Origin of the sequence: Brevibacillus composti, from assembly GCF_016406105.1 — a bacterium.
Classification (GTDB): domain Bacteria; phylum Bacillota; class Bacilli; order Brevibacillales; family Brevibacillaceae; genus Brevibacillus; species Brevibacillus composti.
Genome location: NZ_CP066308.1, coordinates 1,076,504 through 1,091,706, shown reverse-complemented (window position 1 = coordinate 1,091,706; position 15,203 = coordinate 1,076,504). Strand labels below are relative to the sequence as shown.

Here is a 15,203-nt window from a genome sequence, read left to right as displayed (position 1 = left end):
AGCGTGGCACAAGCTACTGATAATACGCTCCGGCTGATCAAACTGGCCAATCCCGGCTACGAGGTCCCTGTCGCCATGGGTGCGGCAAAGCCGCTGACCCGCGAATGGGCAGGCCCTGTCTCTCATGTGCACGGCAACAACGGCATCGGCGACGTCGAGCTCCCTGCCTCCGAGCAGCAGGCGCTCAGCGAAACTGCCGCCGAATTTATCGTGCGCAAAGCAAATGAATGCAACGGTGAACTGGTGCTGGTGACGCTGGGCCGCCTGACCAATCTGGCGGAAGCGCTCCAGCTCGATCCCGAGCTCCCCCGCAAGCTGAAGCACGTCTACACCATGGGCGGAACGGCGTTTGCGCCGGGCAATGTGACGCCGCGAGCGGAGGTCAACTTCCGCGGAGATCCGGAGGCCGTCGCTGCCGTTTTCCAATCCGGCCTGCGCCTTACCATGGTCGGCCTGGATGTGACGATGAAGGTGCGCCTGACGCAGCAGCATCTGGACGCGGCGCTGAACTACTGCCGCCCGGAAAACAAGCCGATCATCCAGTACATGAGCGACGCGCTTCAGCATTACTTCCGTTTTTACTGGGAAGTGGACAATATGATGGGGGCATGCCCGACGCATGACCCGCTGACCGTACTGGTAGCCCGGCCTTGGGTCGTGCGCACCCAAACGATGAAGGCCGCTATCGAGACGGAGGGCGAATATTGTGCCGGTTCCGTCGTTGCCGACCTGCGGACCAAGCCAAGCGTAGGCAATCTGGTGGAAATCTGCGTGGACGTAGATGCGGAAAAAATCCCTCATTACCTGCTGTCGGTCTTTTAAGAAACCCACCGGCAAATCCGATGAAACGGAGATGGGCAAGGTGAACCCTAACAAAAATGCAATCGGTTTGAACCACGGAATCGGGGCGCTGCAATGGCTGGTATTTCTCCTGGCCAATGCAGTCGCCCTGCCCATCGTCATCGGCCAGGTCTTTCATTTATCGGACCCGGAGATCACCGGCCTGATGCAGCGCACCTTTTTTATCGTCGGCGCGAGCTCTTTTCTGCAGGGCTGGATCGGCCACAAACTGCCGATCGTGGACGGCCCCGCCGGCGGCGGATGCTGCCGCTGTTCACTCCGCTGGTATCCGGCGTCTACCTGCTTTTGCTCGCCTGCCTGATCATGGCGGGAGCGGCCTTCCTTCCCGGCGTCATTCGGCTGCTGACGATGCTGCCGGGCCCTGTCGCCTACGCCGCCGTCCTGGCCTCCTTTGTCCAGATGGTGGGCATCGGGCTGCAGTCCCTGATGCAGACAGAGCTGGATCAGCGCCGCCTGACCATCATCGGCGTGGGACTTCTGTTTGGCGTCGGCTCCATGTTCTTCCCGCCATCCGTCTTTCAGGAGCTGCCCTCTGTGGTTCGCTATACGCTGGGGAATGGCCTCTTGTTCGGGACGATGATCGTGATGGCCTTGGAGCAGGCGTGGAGAGAGCGCCCCGCCCTCCCCGCCAAAAAGGCAAGCCCTCGAGAGTGATTTGCAATGGCTTACGTGAAAAGGCCGGCCCCGAGCAGACAATCATCTGCACGTCGGGGCCGGCCTCCTTTTTTGATTCGCTCGCTCATCCCGCGCTTCTGCCTCGCCCGGCGATCAGATCCAGCGACAGCAATTCACGCAAGTCTTCGATATAGGCCAGTGGCCGCACCTGATGGGCCTCCATCTCCTGCTGATTTCCTTTGTAGGCGACAAATCGGACGCTGCCGTCCTGAGCCGCTGTCCCGTCGATCCAGGAGTCCCCGACCATGGTCCAGTTCGCCTGCGGCACGTCGGGATAGCGCTCCAGGATATAGCGAATGCCCGAGGGACAAGGCTTTAGCGCGGTCATCTGCTCCCGCGCCACGATCTCTTCAAACAGATGGGCAATGCCGGTTTCCCGCAGCGCTTCCTCCGCCGCGGCGCAGGCATTGTTGGTCAGGATGAACAGATGGGCGTGCGAATGGAGGTGCGTCAGCACGTCGACGGCATGCTCCTCCAAAACAGCCCCGTGCATCCCCTCCGTTTCGATCGCGGCGACCGCATCCCACATCCGCTTCTCCAGACGCGGGGTGATCTTCTCCGACTGCCTCCCGATCTCGATCAGCTGTGAGGCCGTATGGCTTTGCCAGTCGAGCTCCTGCGTGCATAATCCGTTTTCCACCAGCAGGGCATAGAGCACCCTTTTCATTTTTCCAAAATCGATCCTCGACTGCAGCAATGTGTTGTCCATATCGAATATGATGCCACTGGCATATCGCCTCTCCATGCTCATCTCCCGCACCTTCCTGCTGTATGATAAGAACGCCCGTGCAGCGCCGGACGAGCGTTTGACCGGGCAGGTCAGCTCTGATAAACAAGCCTGCCCCTGACGTATGTCGCGCGAACCTGATAATCCTCCCCCATCACGATCAGATCCGCATCATATCCCGCCTGCAGTTTCCCTTTGTGCTCGCCGGCGCCGAGGATGGCCGCCGGCGTCTCGGAGGCCATCGCCACGGCTTCTGCCAGGGGGACGCCTGAGAGGGACACCATATTCCGTACAGCCCGATTGAGCGTCAGGATGCTCCCCGCCAGCGTGCCGTCAGCCAGCTGCGCCTCTTTTTCCGTCACATGCACTTCCTGTCCGCCCAGTTCGTATACGCCTTGGCCCAGTGCCGCTGCCCGCATCGAGTCGGACACCAGCGCGAGCCGCGCCGCCGATTTGATGCGGTACAAGATCCTCATCACAGCCGGGTGCACATGCACGCCGTCGGCTATCAGCTCGGTGCTGAGACTTTCATGGTACATGGCTGCGCCGACTACTCCCGGCTCGCGGTGATGCAGACCGGACATCGCATTAAAGCAGTGAGTAAAATGACGGACGCCGTTCTCCACCGCGGTTTGGGCCTCGGCGAAGCTTGCCCCGGTGTGGCCGGCCGAGACGATGACGCCCCGCTCGCTCAACCAGCGAACGGCATCGAGCGCTCCCGCCCGCTCCGGCGCGATGGTGACCACTCTCAGCATGCCCTCCGCCAGCTCGTACAGCCGACGGACATCCTCCAGGCGGGGCGTCGTGATCTTCTCTTCCTGTTGCGCTCCCTTGTAACGGGGATTGATCCACGGCCCCTCCAGATGGATGCCGATCACCTCGGCGCCGTCCAATCCCCGGCGGGAAGTCTCCACGACGTTGCGGATGGCTTTTTCCAGTTCATCATAGGCAGCTGTCATCGTCGTCGCCAAAAACGATGTGACCCCATATCCCGCCAGCGTGCGAGAAATCGTCTGCAGCGCTTCCGGCGTCCCGTCCATCGTGTCGGCGCCGGCAATCCCGTGCATATGCATATCGACAAAGCCGGGGCAAATGATGCCGCCCCCTGCCTGCTGCACCCTCTCCGGGAGTACCTGCTTATAATCCCCGGCACTCCCGGCGTATTCGATGGCTTCGCCGCTTACAATGACGAGTCCGTCTTTGATTTCACGTCCGTTGGTGACGATCCTGCCGCACAGAGCAAATCGATCCGCCATACGATAACCCCTCGTTTTTCTCTTATGATTTCCGGTCCCGGCTGCTTTCGATCGGATCGCGGCTTCCCCTCCAGCCGAATGGATAGCTTGCGGATAGGGTCACAGGCAGCTTGCCGCGCGGAGCCACCCTTCCCGTCAAGACGCGGGCCAGCGACTGCATGGCGAGCGGCCTGCTCTCATAGCTGCACAGGAATGTCCCCGCTTCGGGAAAGAGCGTAAAATCCGCGGGATTGCGGGTCGCGGCCACGACCAGCCGCTTCCCGTGCTCAGCCAGCAATTCGCGGATGAGCCGGGACTGTCCGGGATGAAACGCTGCCTGATAAGCGGTGACGACGACCTGTCGATAATCCCGGCTGATTTTCACTGCGCGGGCGATTTCATCTGCTCCCGGATCGGTCGGAACCACCAGCTCGCGCACCTGCATTCCGGCGCTGCGGAGAAAATCTGCCAGCCTTTCCTTCTCTCCGTATCGCTCGTCCGCATCATTGGCAGCCTGGACGGCCGGCCAGATCACCAGGATCTCCGCTTTTCGGTCCAGCGGCAGATTTCCGCCCTCATCCGCAATCAGGGTGATGCTTTCCTCGCTGATTCGCTCCGCTGTTCTCCGCTCCTCTCCGGTTGCCAGCTTCGCTTCGACAGCCTCCCAGGCGAGCATCGGCTCCCCCATCCTCCGCTGCTGCTTTACTCGCAAAATTCTGGCGACGGATTGATCGATCCGCTCTTCCTGCAGCCGGCCGCTCTCCACGGCCTGTATCAGTGCTTCCAGCACCTCGATCTGCCGTTCATAACGGTGGCTCACGGTGATCAGATCGACTCCCGCTTCGACGGCCATCACAGCAGCCTCTCCCACGCCATAGTGCCCGGCTATCGCCTCCATCTCCAGACAATCGCTGACCACGACCCCATCGTATCCCCACTCCTCTCTGAGGATTCCCGTGACGATGGCAGGCGAGAGCGTCCCGGGGAGTCGGCTGGGCTCGATACGGGGCAGGACGATGTGGGCCGTCATCACCATATCCACCCCCGCCTCGACGGCCTTTTGAAAGGGGACCAGCTCCACCTGCTCCAGCCGCTTCCCGTCCAGGTCCAGCACAGGCAAAGCGTGGTGCGAATCGACCGCAGCGTCCCCATGTCCGGGAAAATGCTTGGCAGCGGCCGCCATGCCGGCGGAATGATAGCCGCGAATCGCCGCCACGCCCATGCTGCCGACCAGCTCGGCCGTCTCCCCATAGGAACGTACGCCGATCACGGGATTGTGCGGATTGCTGGAAATATCCAGGCAAGGCGCAAAATTTGTCGTAACCCCGAGCAATCGCAGCTCCGTTCCGCTGATCCGGGCCAGCTCAAAAGCCGCAGACGCATCACGGGTGGCTCCGACTGCCATATTGCCCGGCAGCGGGGTGACTCCGCCGGTTACCCGCGCCACCATCCCGCCTTCCTGATCCACGGCGACTCCGAGCGGTATGTCGCTGTACCGGGAGGACCACTCTTTGAGCTGCCAGGACAGCTGGTGCAGCTGCCGGGCCGTGTCTGCGTTCCGGCTGAACAAAATGACATGACCCAGCCCGTATTCTCGGATCAGCTCCCGGATGCCGTCTGTGGACTGATGACCGCCAAAACCGCAGATCAGCATCTGCCCGATTTTATGTCGCAAGCTCAACCTTCCGATTACGCTCATTTTGCCCCACATCCCTTTCGATCTCTTCTCCCCACTGTCCATCGAACATCGATACCAGTTTTCCCTACATTTGTCAGTTACCTACATTATAGTGGGGAAAGCAGGAGACAGGTAGGGCGAAATTGAGACGAAATCCGGATGCATCACCCCGTCATCACACTACTCATTGTTTGTCACAGAGAGAAATACGATCAGGGCCCATTTGGTCTGCTGCAAGGATTCCGGGGTCAGCTCGACCACATGAATGGCGTTTTCATCGGTTGCCTGCATGCCCCATACGGCCACTCGCTCCCCCTCCTGCAAAGCCTTTTCCTCCTTGAGCTCGATCGTGCTGCTGGCTACCTGCTTGGCATCCACCGTCCATTCCAGCTTCGTGCTGGTAAACCCGCTTTCGCTGGTAAAGGCTGTCGTAACTTGATAACTCGTCTTGTTCGCCGGTTGTGCCTGGTCGGGGAGACTTTGCACGGAAAAGATCGCCTCTCCGTCAAATTGGTTGTCGCCCTCCTGCTGTTTCAGCATGTAATCCGACGAGCCGAGAGAATGGGACAGCTTCCCATCCTCCCAGACCTCCAAATCGATCCGGAGGACGTCCCCCTCTCCCCGGTACTTGACTTGAACGGCACCTGACATCAAGCCTAAAAACGGCTTGAACTTCTGCGCCTCACCGGCAAACAAATCCACCGGCGCAATCTGCAGCGGAGCGGCCGGTGTCTTCTCTATCGGCGTACAAGCGGCCTGTAACAGCAACAAGCCAATAACAAAAATGCGGAACAGCCAATTTTTTATCATTTTCCTAACTCCTTCTCAGATGCAAGCGACCGCATCCCACAGTTTCCAAAGGGCAGCCGCCTATCTTCTGCGAGTAAGCTCCTCTGTTTCAGCCACCAGCTTCTCCAGCAATTGCTCCGCACGCAGCGGGCGGCCCAGCGAGCCCGCCTGCCCCGCCCACATCGAGAGGTACTCGGTTCTGCCCTGTTTGGCTGCCGCTTGCCGGATATCGCGCGTGTGGGCATTTTGCCAGGGGTAAGCCGGAATTTCGTCGTTATAGGGGGCCAGCTTTTCCATGAACGAGTTGGCTACGCCCCGGGCCGCTTTGCCGGAGAAAGCGCGTGTCAGCATGGTACTCTCATCCGTAGATGCCAGCACGGCCTGTTTGTGCAGGGGATGGGCGCCGCTCTCCTCCGTTAGCAAAAATGCGGTCCCCAGCTGAACGGCCTCGGCCCCCAGCATAAAAGCAGCGGCGATGCCTCTCCCGTCCATGATCCCTCCGGCCGCAATGACCGGAATGGACAGGCGATCCGCCATCTGTGGCAGCAGCGCCATCAAGCCGATCTGGTTCTGGGGCGAATCCGGCAAAAAGGAACCGCGATGTCCCCCTGCTTCACTCCCTTGGGCCACGACCATATCGCAGCCGCTCTCCTGCAAAGCCAGCCCCTCCCGCACGGTCGTAGCCGTGCCGATCACGCAGATGCCCCTTTCCTTGCATGCCGCCAGATAGCCTGCGTCCAATCGTCCAAACGTAAAGCTGAAGACGGGAACCCGCTCTTCCAAAACGGCCGCCATCTGTTCGGGAAAGGGTTCGGCAGCCTTGCCCGGATCGGGATTCTCCGGAATGCCCAAGCGGCGTCTCGCTTCATTCATGACCCGGCGGACATTCTCGCCGGGAGACGTCTGATCGTCAGCTGCTCCCTCCTCCGGAATAAACAGGTTCACCGCAAAAGGCCGGTCTGTCAACGTGCGTATCGCCCGGATCGCCGTGCGAATCTGCTCCCCGCTCATGTAGCCCGCCCCCAGCGTACCCAAGCCGCCCGCCTGCGAGACAGCCGCCACCAGCTCCGGCGTCGTCGTCCCTCCGGCCATACCCGCCTGGATGATCGGCCACCGAATCCCCAGTCTGCGTGTAACTTCTCCTCCTGGCCACATTGCTCTCATCCCCTTTTCGCTCCTCGTATTCGGTTCGGACACAGGGCCGCTTTCTGCGGCTCTTGCCCACCATCAGATCCGTATCTGCTTGTTGCGCAGCAAGTCGATCAAATGAGCCAGGACACGTGCCGTCAATCCCCAGACGACGTGCCCCTCCAAATGATAAAACAGATGGGTTACGGTCCCGGCCCGCCAAGGATACGCTTTTCCTCCGGGGATCAGGTGGTAGGGGTAATCCGGACCCGGCTCGACCCGCATCTGCGCCTGGTAGATGTCCGGCTCCGTCCCGAGCAGGGTCGCAAGCGGCACGCAAAAGACCTCCTCCACCTCGTCCGGATTGGGCTTCGCCCCCTCCAGGGAATCGAGCAGCCCGACAAAGGGGTAAATGATGGCCGCGGGCGCCACCAGTCTATCCAGTTCCCCCAGATAGCTGATCCGCTTCTCTGCCAGTCCCAGCTCTTCGCTCGTCTCTCGCCTCGCCGCATCCCAGGGAGTCGCATCTTCCGGATCGATCCGCCCGCCGGGAAAGCAGATTTCGCCCGCTTGTCTCCGCATCGTACTGGCTCTTTTTTCGAACAGGATGGACAACTGACCGTCCTGCTGGAGCAGGGGGACCAGAATGCTGTAGCGCGTGATTCTCTGTTCCCCCATGATCCCCGGTTCGTAATCTGCCAACGCTGCTTTGATATCCGTCAGTATCGCTTCCGCCTTTTTATCTCGATCGACCGCCATGCCTTGCCGCCTCCATTTTGATAGAGAATACTTGTGTCACTGTAGCATGTACACGGAGATTTCCAACAAGTTTTGATCAGGGTCCCGCAGGTAGACGGAGCGGATCTTCCCTGTCGCCCCTGTCCTCTCTACGGGTCCCTCCACGAGGGGAACGCCGCACGCCTGCAGATGCGCGATGATCTCCTCCAGTGAAACAGCGGCGATGAAGCAAAGATCGGCGGAACCGGGCAGCGGGTTTTCCGCTTTGGGTTCAAATTCCTTGCCCGCCTGATGCAGATTGATCTTTTGCCGTCCAAACTGCAGCGCTTTTCGCCCGCCGCCGAATGTCACTACGCTCATGCCCAGCACCCGCTCGTAAAACGAACACGTCGCTTCCACATCCCGTACCGTCAGCACGAGATGATCCAGTCTGTCTATCATGGCCCGAGCCTCCCCTTGCCCAACGATTGAGAGTGGCACCTTCGGCCACAAAAAATTGTGCAACAATCATGGTCTAATAAGAAAAGACGCAGTTCCCTCTTTACAGGATACCACGTCTGTTTCCATCATGTCGGTCCAGCCCTGTCATTTTACGACCGGAAAAGGTTCATTTCGTACGCACGCTCCACCTTGCAGATGCGGGTGACGTAATGCTCGTACCATACGGTCTTCCCTTTTTCCTGGGCGATCAGATGTTCCTCGTGCTGCTTCCACTCCCTAATCGCCTCCAGCGACGACCAGTAGGAGACCGTGACGCCGAAACCTGTCGCATCCCTCACGCTTTCCACTCCGAGGAAGCCGGGCTGTTTGCCGGCGAGCTCTACCATCCTCTCCGCCATTTCTCCGTAGCCATGATCCTCCCCCTTGCGCGTGGAGGTAAAAATGACGGCGTAATACGGGGGGTTGGGCGTATTTGCAAATAAATGAATGGGATCCACATTTTGTTCCATGCCGATTTTCTCCCCTGTCTTCGCTTCCCTTTGCTTGTCTGTCTTCTCAATGCTATCGCCATTATATCCTTTTTTTCTGCAGATGCCCATGAGAAACCGCCCTACTCCAGCCAAAAGGGCGGTCTGTTTTCATGATGGCAGCCGGCCTGCGGCCCTGAGGCCTGCCAACTCATGGCTGAGGACCTGCATAATCTACAGCTCGATCAACGGGATGCGGGCTGACAGCGGTTTGGACCGAACAGGCTGTCCTTCCGAACGGACCAAAGTGTAGTACTCATAGCAGCCAATGACACCGTCATCCCCCTCCATGACGCCGGGGTAGGCGCGGTTGACCGAGTAGATCTGGCTGCGGTGAGCGCGCAGGGCGTCTCCCTTTTTTCCCCGATACGAAGAAATATCCACTTTGCCGGTGATCGGCAGGGCGGCCAAGGGGCCTTTGTCCGGACAGTGATCGTAGTAATGCGGGATGGATACGTAGTACAGCCGGGGATACTCTTCTAGCGCAAGCTCCCGCTCCGCCCGTTCGACCGCCGCCGTCACCGCCTTGCAAACCGCGATATGATCGGGATGACCCGTCACGCCATCCGGAGGGAACGTCACGACGACTTTTGGCTTCCACTCGACGATCGCACCGGCCAGGCGGTTGCTCAGCTCGCCCGGGTCCAGGGCATCCAGCGCCCCATCGGGGTAGCGGTACAATTCCAGCCGGGTGACGCCGAGAATCGCGGCCGCACTGGCCAGCTCCCGCTCCCGGTGGCGGGCCAGCTGTTCCCTGCAGTCGATCTGGTACGGTCCCGAACGCCCCTTGCAGCCCGACGTGATGCAGATCAGGCAGGTCTCCTGTCCCTCCGCCGTGCATTTGGCCAGGGTGCCGCCGCAGGCGAAGGATTCATCGTCGGGGTGGGGGAACACAAACATCCATCTCTTCATGTTTTACACACCTCGATTCCCGGTCGGGGAGCGATTCAGCCAGGCCAATCCCTTGGCGATCACCCCGTAAATCGGCTCGTTCTCCGCCTTGTCGAATGTGACCCGGGGCGAATGGCGGCTGATTCTTTCGATGACGAGCGACCGCACGCGTTCATCATGCTGCAGCACGCCTCCCTGGAGTATCATCTTGAACGGCTGATCCTTCATGGCCAGCCGATCCATCACGGCTCGGGCCGCGAGAAACAGTTCCTCTCCCGCTGCCCGCAGGATCGCCCCCGCCACGCGGTCCCCGGCCTTTGCCGCCTGGCTGACTAGCGGTGACAGCTCCCCTACTTTCTCCACCGCATAAGCGGGGCCGTACATCCAGTTGAACAGCTCTTCGACCCGGTTCACGCCGAAATGGGGCAGCAAGAGGCCCGTCAGCATCGTCGGCTCGCCGCGCCCATCCGCGGCCTTCAGCACAGCCGTGACCGCCTGCTTGCCGATCCAGTAGCCGCTCCCCTCGTCACCTACGCGATGCCCCCAGCCTCCCGCGCGTGCCGTATCGCCCGCCTGATTCACCCCAAAGGCGATCGAACCGGTCCCCGCGATGACGAGAATGCCCGCATCGCCGCCGGTGGCGCCGAGAAGAGCTGCAAAACCGTCATTTTCCACGATCAGATGCCGGGCTTGAATGTGGAGCTTCTCCAGCACGCATGCGACGATCTCCTCGATAACCTGCCGGTCGTAGTCGGTATCCAGGCCGGCCATGCCGAAGACGGCACAGTCGATCTCCCAGCCCGTTTTGGCATCCTCGAGCGGAGCATCCTCGAGCGGAGCATCCGCAGCGCCGTCAGCGGACTGACTGGTTGACTCGGCCTGTACCTGCGCCGGAGAAGCGGCTGGCTGTCCGGCAGGGGAAGCAGCTGAGTTTCCGACATGGGAACCAGCTGACTGTCCATCCTGAAAAGCGGCCGGCTGTCCGGCAGGGGAAGCGGAGCGAGTGGCCGCCTCGGAGACGCTCCGCAGCGCTTCTTCGATGGCAGATACCAGCTCCTCCGCGGCGGCTTCTCTCCCGATTCCCTGATAATTGCAGGCCCCTGCCCGTCCCGTCCCCAGGATGCGGCCGGAGCGGTCCGCCAGCACAGCCAGGCATTTGGTGCCGCCTCCGTCGATCGCCAGCAAGGGAATGCGCCTGCCTGCCATTACGCCTCCCCCCATTCGCCCGCCAGCTGATCGAGGCGCCGGATCGCCGCTTCGCAATCTTCCCCGGTCTGCCTGAGCCAGGCGCATTCAGCCTGCAAGTCTGCCTGCCGCTGGCCGATCGCGCGGGTCATCTCCTCTGGATTGGGGCCGCCGGGGAGCTGGCGCACCTGCACAAAGTGAACCGGATCCAGCGCCTGCTCCAGCTCTTGCTCCGTAATCGCCAGCGAACGGCCGACGACCGCCTGCGCGGTCTCCTGCACAAGCGCATGACTGATCTGGTCCGCCCGCAAGCCTCTGGCCGCCGCTTCCCGGACGATGCGGCTGACCATCTGATGCGAGGTGCGGAAGGAAAGCCGGTCTGTCCTCACCAGCGTGTCGGCCAGCTCCGTCACCGTAGCGAAGCTGCCTTTTGCCCTCGCCAAGAGGCCCTCCCGGTTTACTTCCATCGTCCCGACCACGCAGGCCATCAGGCGGTACATGCTCTCCAGCTTGTCGAGACTGCGCCAGGCGTAGGGCTGCATGTCGTCCTCCGTATCGACGATGTCTCCGAACGGCGTGTTGTGCATCATCATCAGCACCGCAGACGCGTTGCCGGCGGCGGCTGACAGCAGGGAGCGCATATGCTCGAACGAGACAGGATTGCGCTTTTGCGGCATGATCGAGCTGATCTGCACATAAGGATCGGCGACCTTCAAGATGGCAAATTCCTGGGTGCACCATTGCAGCATATCCTGCACGGTCCGTCCGAGATTGATCGCAGCCAGCTGCACAGCCGACGCCGCCTCGCCCAGATAGTCCGCCCCGCCGATCGCATCATAGGCGTTTTCCACCAGATCAGCGAAGCCGAGCAACTCCGCGACTCGCCTGCGATTGATCGGAAAGCCCGATGTCGTCAGGGCCGCCGCTCCCATCGGACTGCGGTTGCAGGTGTGAAAAGCGCTGATCAGACGGCGAATGTCCCGGGAGAGGACATCCGCCGCGGCTGTGATGTAATGGGCCATCGTCGTCGGCTGGGCCTGCTGCGTATGCGTATATCCGATCATCACCGTATGGACGTGCTCCTGCGCAAACGAGAGCAGCTGCCCCTTCAGCGAGAGGGCCGAATGCAGGGCGGCCAGCAGCTTTTTTCTCAGCACCAGACGGTAGATAGCGATGCCCATGTCATTGCGGCTGCGGGCCAAGTGAAGATTGCCCGCGACATCTCCCGCCAATTCGAGCAGTCGGCTCTCCACTTGAAAAAACAAGTCTTCATATTGCCCGGTGTAGGAGCAGCGGGACATCTCCTCCAGATCGATTTCCGACAGGGCCCTCGCGATGGCCTTCGCTTCGCCGTCGGTGATCAGCTCCTGTTCGCGCAGCATGATGAGATGAGCTTTGTTGACCGCCATCATCGGCTGCAAAAGATTGGCTTTGGCCTCGGCAAAGGCTGGTTCCAGCACCGTCTCGGCATACGTTTTCCCGGGAAAAGCCTCACCCTCCTGTTGGAAAATTCGCGCTTTATCGTTCATTCCTGCATCTCCTTCCGTGCGTTTCTGTATCCGTATGTGCTGTTTCTGCGCCATCCTCTGCTCTTCCTGTTTTCTCTGCCATCACGTCCGATCTCGCAGCCGGCGGGTTGGAGGAGAGCAGCAGGCTGCCCTGCTGTCTCCCTCCTGCTCGCAGCCTACTGTCCCAGACTGACCATATTGACGAAAATGCGGATCGCACCGGGGACCAGCGCAGGAATTTCCCGGTACCAGACGAGCGAACTGTAGGTGTAGGTCCCCTTGCCGTACTTGGCTGTAAGGAAGGTGCCGGTAAACTCCTTCTCTCCCGGATCGCCGTTTTTGATGAGCTCCACATATTCGTCTCCCCACTGCGCGGGATTGTAGGCGGAACGGTCCTGCACCCAGTGGTCCCAATCCGCATCGGTGATCGTATTGGGCGTCTGGAAGATCGGGTGATCCGGGGCCAGCATCGTCACTTTGGAGTTCTCATCCGTGACCCGCCACTGGATCAGGGGCGTCCCAATGGTGATGGGATACGGGGCCAGCTCCGGCTTCCAGTTGTCCTCCGGCTTGTGGTACTGCACCACCAGATTGCCGCCGTCCTCTACGTACTTCAGCAGGCGGGCATTGCTCGCGGTCAGCTCCGGGCGGAAGCCGTAGGCGCGGATGCCGAGGACGATCGTGTCGTACTGGCTGAGGTCGCCGGATTCGATATCTTTGGCGCCGAGCAGGGTGACGTCGACGCCGACCTGCTGCAGATACTGGTCGATATTGTCAAAGCCGCTGGACACATAGCCTACTTTGAGCCCCTCCGGCACCTTCAGGTCAAACGCCTGGACCGTGACAGCCGCGGACTGGACGAAGTACGTGGTGCCGATATGCGGATAGCGGATCAACTGGGCACCGTGCCGGCTTTCCTTGCCGTTTCCGCGAGCGACAGCCGTGATCGCATACGATCCCGGCTTGACGCCGGCAGACGGTTTCACGGTAAAGGCCGCCGATTTGGTCTCCCCTTTGGCGGCAAAGGTCAGCGGCGCAGACTTGGGCTCTGCCGCCCAGCCCGGCGGCAGGTCGAGCGCGATTTGTGCGTCGGCTTTCCCCGGGTGGTAGTTTTTCACCGTCACCTTGACCGGGATCGCCTCCTCAGGCTTCAGCGTGTTCCATACCGTCGCGCTTGGACTGGCCGCAAGCGCGAAGCCCGGCAGAACCGCTACAGGATCGGCGGGAACCGCGCGAGTGACGGATGTGGCACCAAATGCGGTCACTTCTACATCTGCCGTCACTGCGGGCGGTCGATACGGATGAAAGTAGGCGGCGTCTGCGGGCACCGTCACCTCGTACTCCGCCCGTGCCCACTGATTGTAACCGAGCTGACGGATGCGCGTCTCCCCGAGCGGTCTGGCGCTCCAGCCTGCCGGTACATTCAGGCCCAGCGTGACCTGATCCCATGTAACCGTTCCGCCATTGTAGGCGCTGACGGTCACCCGGGTCTTCTGTCCGGCGACCAGCTCGCCGCTCTCCGGCTTCACCTTGGCCACCAGAGACAGGCTTTCCGCGCTCGCTTTGTTCAATTGCTCTTCCTTCACCGCCAGACGGTGCAGCAGATCCCGCTTTGCGTCTGCCCCGAGGCTGGACGCCTGGACGGCAGCCTTCGTCTGCAATACGTCCGCCAGCATCCGGTGCACCTTCTCCGCTACGCGGGCAAAATGAGGATAAGCGGCGATGACTTCATCCGCATCCTTTTGCAGCCGGTCGAGGTCGGCGGCCAGCTTTCCTCCGCCGGGAGTTTTCCTCACTTCATCCGCCAGATCCTTGAAGGTGTAGGCGATGCCGGCAAAGAAATCGGGACCCTCTGCGCCTGCCGCCGCCTTTTCCAGCTTGTAGTAGCTGTAGCTCGGCCCTTCGTCATAATGGCGTCCCATCCCCTGGCTCTTGTGCATAAACCGCGATTCCTCGCCCAGCTGGAGGTAAGACGCGCCGTAAATCTCGTCGTACTCGCCGACTGGCACGCGAACGTCGTAATCCTTTTCCGTAGCCGGGACGTACAGCTTTTTCACCTGCCAGGGAGAGAGCCCCTGCTCCCGGTGCTGCGGAAACACCGCCGGATCGGCCGCATCTTCAAACGCCCGGACCGTAATGACATTGATCGCCCGGTGATGTCCGTGCGTGGAGGGCACATCCAAAAAAGCGGGGATGAGCACATCCGGGCGGTGCTCGCGGATTTTGCGGATCAACCGCTCGTAGACCACCTCTTCGCCCCATTTGGAAAGCGTCTCGTCCGGACTTTTGGAGAAGCCGAAGTCGTAGATGGGATCATCCATGTCCTCGCTGAGGATGCCCAGCTTGACATGGGTGACCTTGGAGGCCTCCTCCAGCTCCCGCGTGCGGATGATCCCCAGCGCCTGATTCAGCTCGCTGCCGATTTCGTTTTGCCCGCCTTCCCCCCGGTTGGCAATGATGCTGGACGTGTCCACGCCCAATCCCAATGCCAGATAGGCGAGCATCGCACTATGCTCGTCGTCCGGGTGTGCTCCCGTATTCATCGCGCTGGCAATCGTCGTGAGCGGCTTGATCGCCTTCCACAGATCGACGACGCCGCGATCCGCATGCGCCGTCTGCGGCGACAGCGGCAAGACCAGACCGACTGCCAGCACAAAGACTGCAAGGAGAGAAAACAGCTTGGGATAAGTCCTCTTTCTCATGAACGCTCCTCCTCTTCTTCTGTACGATGATCTGCTCGCAGAAAGAGCCTGCTTTATCAATCATGGCCCCCGTGCCGGTGAGTTCATGCGGTCGCCATGGATTGACGCGAAAAAATAC

The 15,203-nt window shown here is 60.8% G+C and carries 14 protein-coding genes and 1 pseudogene; 3 read left to right on the top strand and 12 right to left on the bottom strand.

All coding sequences use genetic code 11. The features are described 5' to 3' along the window. Positions 1-3: 3 nt before the first annotated feature. From JD108_RS05710 to JD108_RS22790, 3 genes and pseudogenes are all read left to right on the top strand, one after another. Positions 4-822: a nucleoside hydrolase gene (locus JD108_RS05710; RefSeq protein WP_198828940.1), complete on the top strand. Its 819-nt coding sequence runs from the start codon at positions 4-6 to the stop codon at positions 820-822. 31 nt (positions 823-853) lie between these two features. Next, a pseudogene (locus JD108_RS22795) lies at positions 854-1,096 on the top strand (purine/pyrimidine permease); the annotation flags it as partial. Positions 1,097-1,101: 5 nt separating this feature from the next. Then, entirely contained in the window at positions 1,102-1,515 is a 414-nt protein-coding gene (locus JD108_RS22790; protein WP_407649402.1) for a purine/pyrimidine permease, read from the top strand. Between the two features lie 85 nt (positions 1,516-1,600). On the opposite strand, the gene JD108_RS05700 is transcribed toward JD108_RS22790, so the two are convergent. The 12 genes from JD108_RS05700 to JD108_RS05645 form a co-directional block, all read right to left on the bottom strand. Next, positions 1,601-2,287: an HAD family hydrolase gene (locus tag JD108_RS05700; protein WP_228728321.1), complete on the bottom strand. Its 687-nt coding sequence runs from the start codon at positions 2,285-2,287 to the stop codon at positions 1,601-1,603. 68 nt (positions 2,288-2,355) lie between these two features. Beyond that, positions 2,356-3,519: an N-acetylglucosamine-6-phosphate deacetylase gene (gene nagA, locus JD108_RS05695; protein ID WP_198828939.1), complete on the bottom strand. Its 1,164-nt coding sequence runs from the start codon at positions 3,517-3,519 to the stop codon at positions 2,356-2,358. 22 nt (positions 3,520-3,541) lie between these two features. Next, the gene (locus tag JD108_RS05690; RefSeq protein ID WP_198828938.1) at positions 3,542-5,197 is read right to left on the bottom strand and encodes a glycoside hydrolase family 3 protein; all 1,656 of its coding nucleotides are present in this window, start codon (positions 5,195-5,197) and stop codon (positions 3,542-3,544) included. Between the two features lie 159 nt (positions 5,198-5,356). After that, the gene (locus JD108_RS05685) at positions 5,357-5,986 is read right to left on the bottom strand and encodes a hypothetical protein (RefSeq protein ID WP_198828937.1); all 630 of its coding nucleotides are present in this window, start codon (positions 5,984-5,986) and stop codon (positions 5,357-5,359) included. A 60-nt stretch (positions 5,987-6,046) separates the two neighbouring features. Then, a complete protein-coding gene (locus tag JD108_RS05680; RefSeq protein WP_198830001.1) occupies positions 6,047-7,120 on the bottom strand; it encodes an NAD(P)H-dependent flavin oxidoreductase in 1,074 nt (357 codons plus the stop codon). 72 nt (positions 7,121-7,192) lie between these two features. Beyond that, on the bottom strand, positions 7,193-7,852 hold the full coding sequence (locus tag JD108_RS05675; protein ID WP_198828936.1) for an NUDIX hydrolase: 660 nt from the start codon (positions 7,850-7,852) through the stop codon (positions 7,193-7,195). A gap of 36 nt (positions 7,853-7,888) precedes the next feature. Further along, complete coding sequence (locus tag JD108_RS05670) at positions 7,889-8,272, bottom strand: VOC family protein (protein ID WP_198828935.1); 384 nt, start codon at positions 8,270-8,272, stop codon at positions 7,889-7,891. Between the two features lie 149 nt (positions 8,273-8,421). Then, positions 8,422-8,781, bottom strand: a complete 360-nt coding sequence (locus JD108_RS05665) for an antibiotic biosynthesis monooxygenase family protein (RefSeq protein ID WP_407649401.1) — start codon at positions 8,779-8,781, stop codon at positions 8,422-8,424. A gap of 192 nt (positions 8,782-8,973) precedes the next feature. After that, a complete protein-coding gene (locus JD108_RS05660; RefSeq protein ID WP_198828934.1) occupies positions 8,974-9,711 on the bottom strand; it encodes a PIG-L deacetylase family protein in 738 nt (245 codons plus the stop codon). Between the two features lie 3 nt (positions 9,712-9,714). Then, positions 9,715-10,896, bottom strand: a complete 1,182-nt coding sequence (locus JD108_RS05655; RefSeq protein WP_198828933.1) for an N-acetylglucosamine kinase — start codon at positions 10,894-10,896, stop codon at positions 9,715-9,717. Beyond that, a complete protein-coding gene (argH, locus tag JD108_RS05650; protein WP_198828932.1) occupies positions 10,896-12,404 on the bottom strand; it encodes an argininosuccinate lyase in 1,509 nt (502 codons plus the stop codon). The genes JD108_RS05655 and argH overlap by 1 nt, the downstream gene beginning before the upstream one ends. A gap of 155 nt (positions 12,405-12,559) precedes the next feature. Beyond that, positions 12,560-15,085 carry a PIG-L family deacetylase gene (locus JD108_RS05645; protein WP_198828931.1) on the bottom strand — a complete coding sequence of 842 codons (2,526 nt, stop codon included), beginning with the start codon at positions 15,083-15,085 and terminating at the stop codon, positions 12,560-12,562. Positions 15,086-15,203 lie beyond the last annotated feature (118 nt).

Coding starts and splice junctions, on each gene's coding strand:
- JD108_RS22790 (WP_407649402.1), top strand. CDS start 1,102: ATGCTGCCGCTGTTCACTCCGCTGGTATCCGGCGTCTACCTGCTTTTG.
- JD108_RS05700 (WP_228728321.1), bottom strand. CDS start 2,287: ATGAGCATGGAGAGGCGATATGCCAGTGGCATCATATTCGATATGGAC.
- nagA (WP_198828939.1), bottom strand. CDS start 3,519: ATGGCGGATCGATTTGCTCTGTGCGGCAGGATCGTCACCAACGGACGT.
- JD108_RS05690 (WP_198828938.1), bottom strand. CDS start 5,197: ATGAGCGTAATCGGAAGGTTGAGCTTGCGACATAAAATCGGGCAGATG.
- JD108_RS05685 (WP_198828937.1), bottom strand. CDS start 5,986: ATGATAAAAAATTGGCTGTTCCGCATTTTTGTTATTGGCTTGTTGCTG.
- JD108_RS05680 (WP_198830001.1), bottom strand. CDS start 7,120: ATGTGGCCAGGAGGAGAAGTTACACGCAGACTGGGGATTCGGTGGCCG.
- JD108_RS05675 (WP_198828936.1), bottom strand. CDS start 7,852: ATGGCGGTCGATCGAGATAAAAAGGCGGAAGCGATACTGACGGATATC.
- JD108_RS05670 (WP_198828935.1), bottom strand. CDS start 8,272: ATGATAGACAGACTGGATCATCTCGTGCTGACGGTACGGGATGTGGAA.
- JD108_RS05665 (WP_407649401.1), bottom strand. CDS start 8,781: ATGGAACAAAATGTGGATCCCATTCATTTATTTGCAAATACGCCCAAC.
- JD108_RS05660 (WP_198828934.1), bottom strand. CDS start 9,711: ATGAAGAGATGGATGTTTGTGTTCCCCCACCCCGACGATGAATCCTTC.
- JD108_RS05655 (WP_198828933.1), bottom strand. CDS start 10,896: ATGGCAGGCAGGCGCATTCCCTTGCTGGCGATCGACGGAGGCGGCACC.
- argH (WP_198828932.1), bottom strand. CDS start 12,404: ATGAACGATAAAGCGCGAATTTTCCAACAGGAGGGTGAGGCTTTTCCC.
- JD108_RS05645 (WP_198828931.1), bottom strand. CDS start 15,085: ATGAGAAAGAGGACTTATCCCAAGCTGTTTTCTCTCCTTGCAGTCTTT.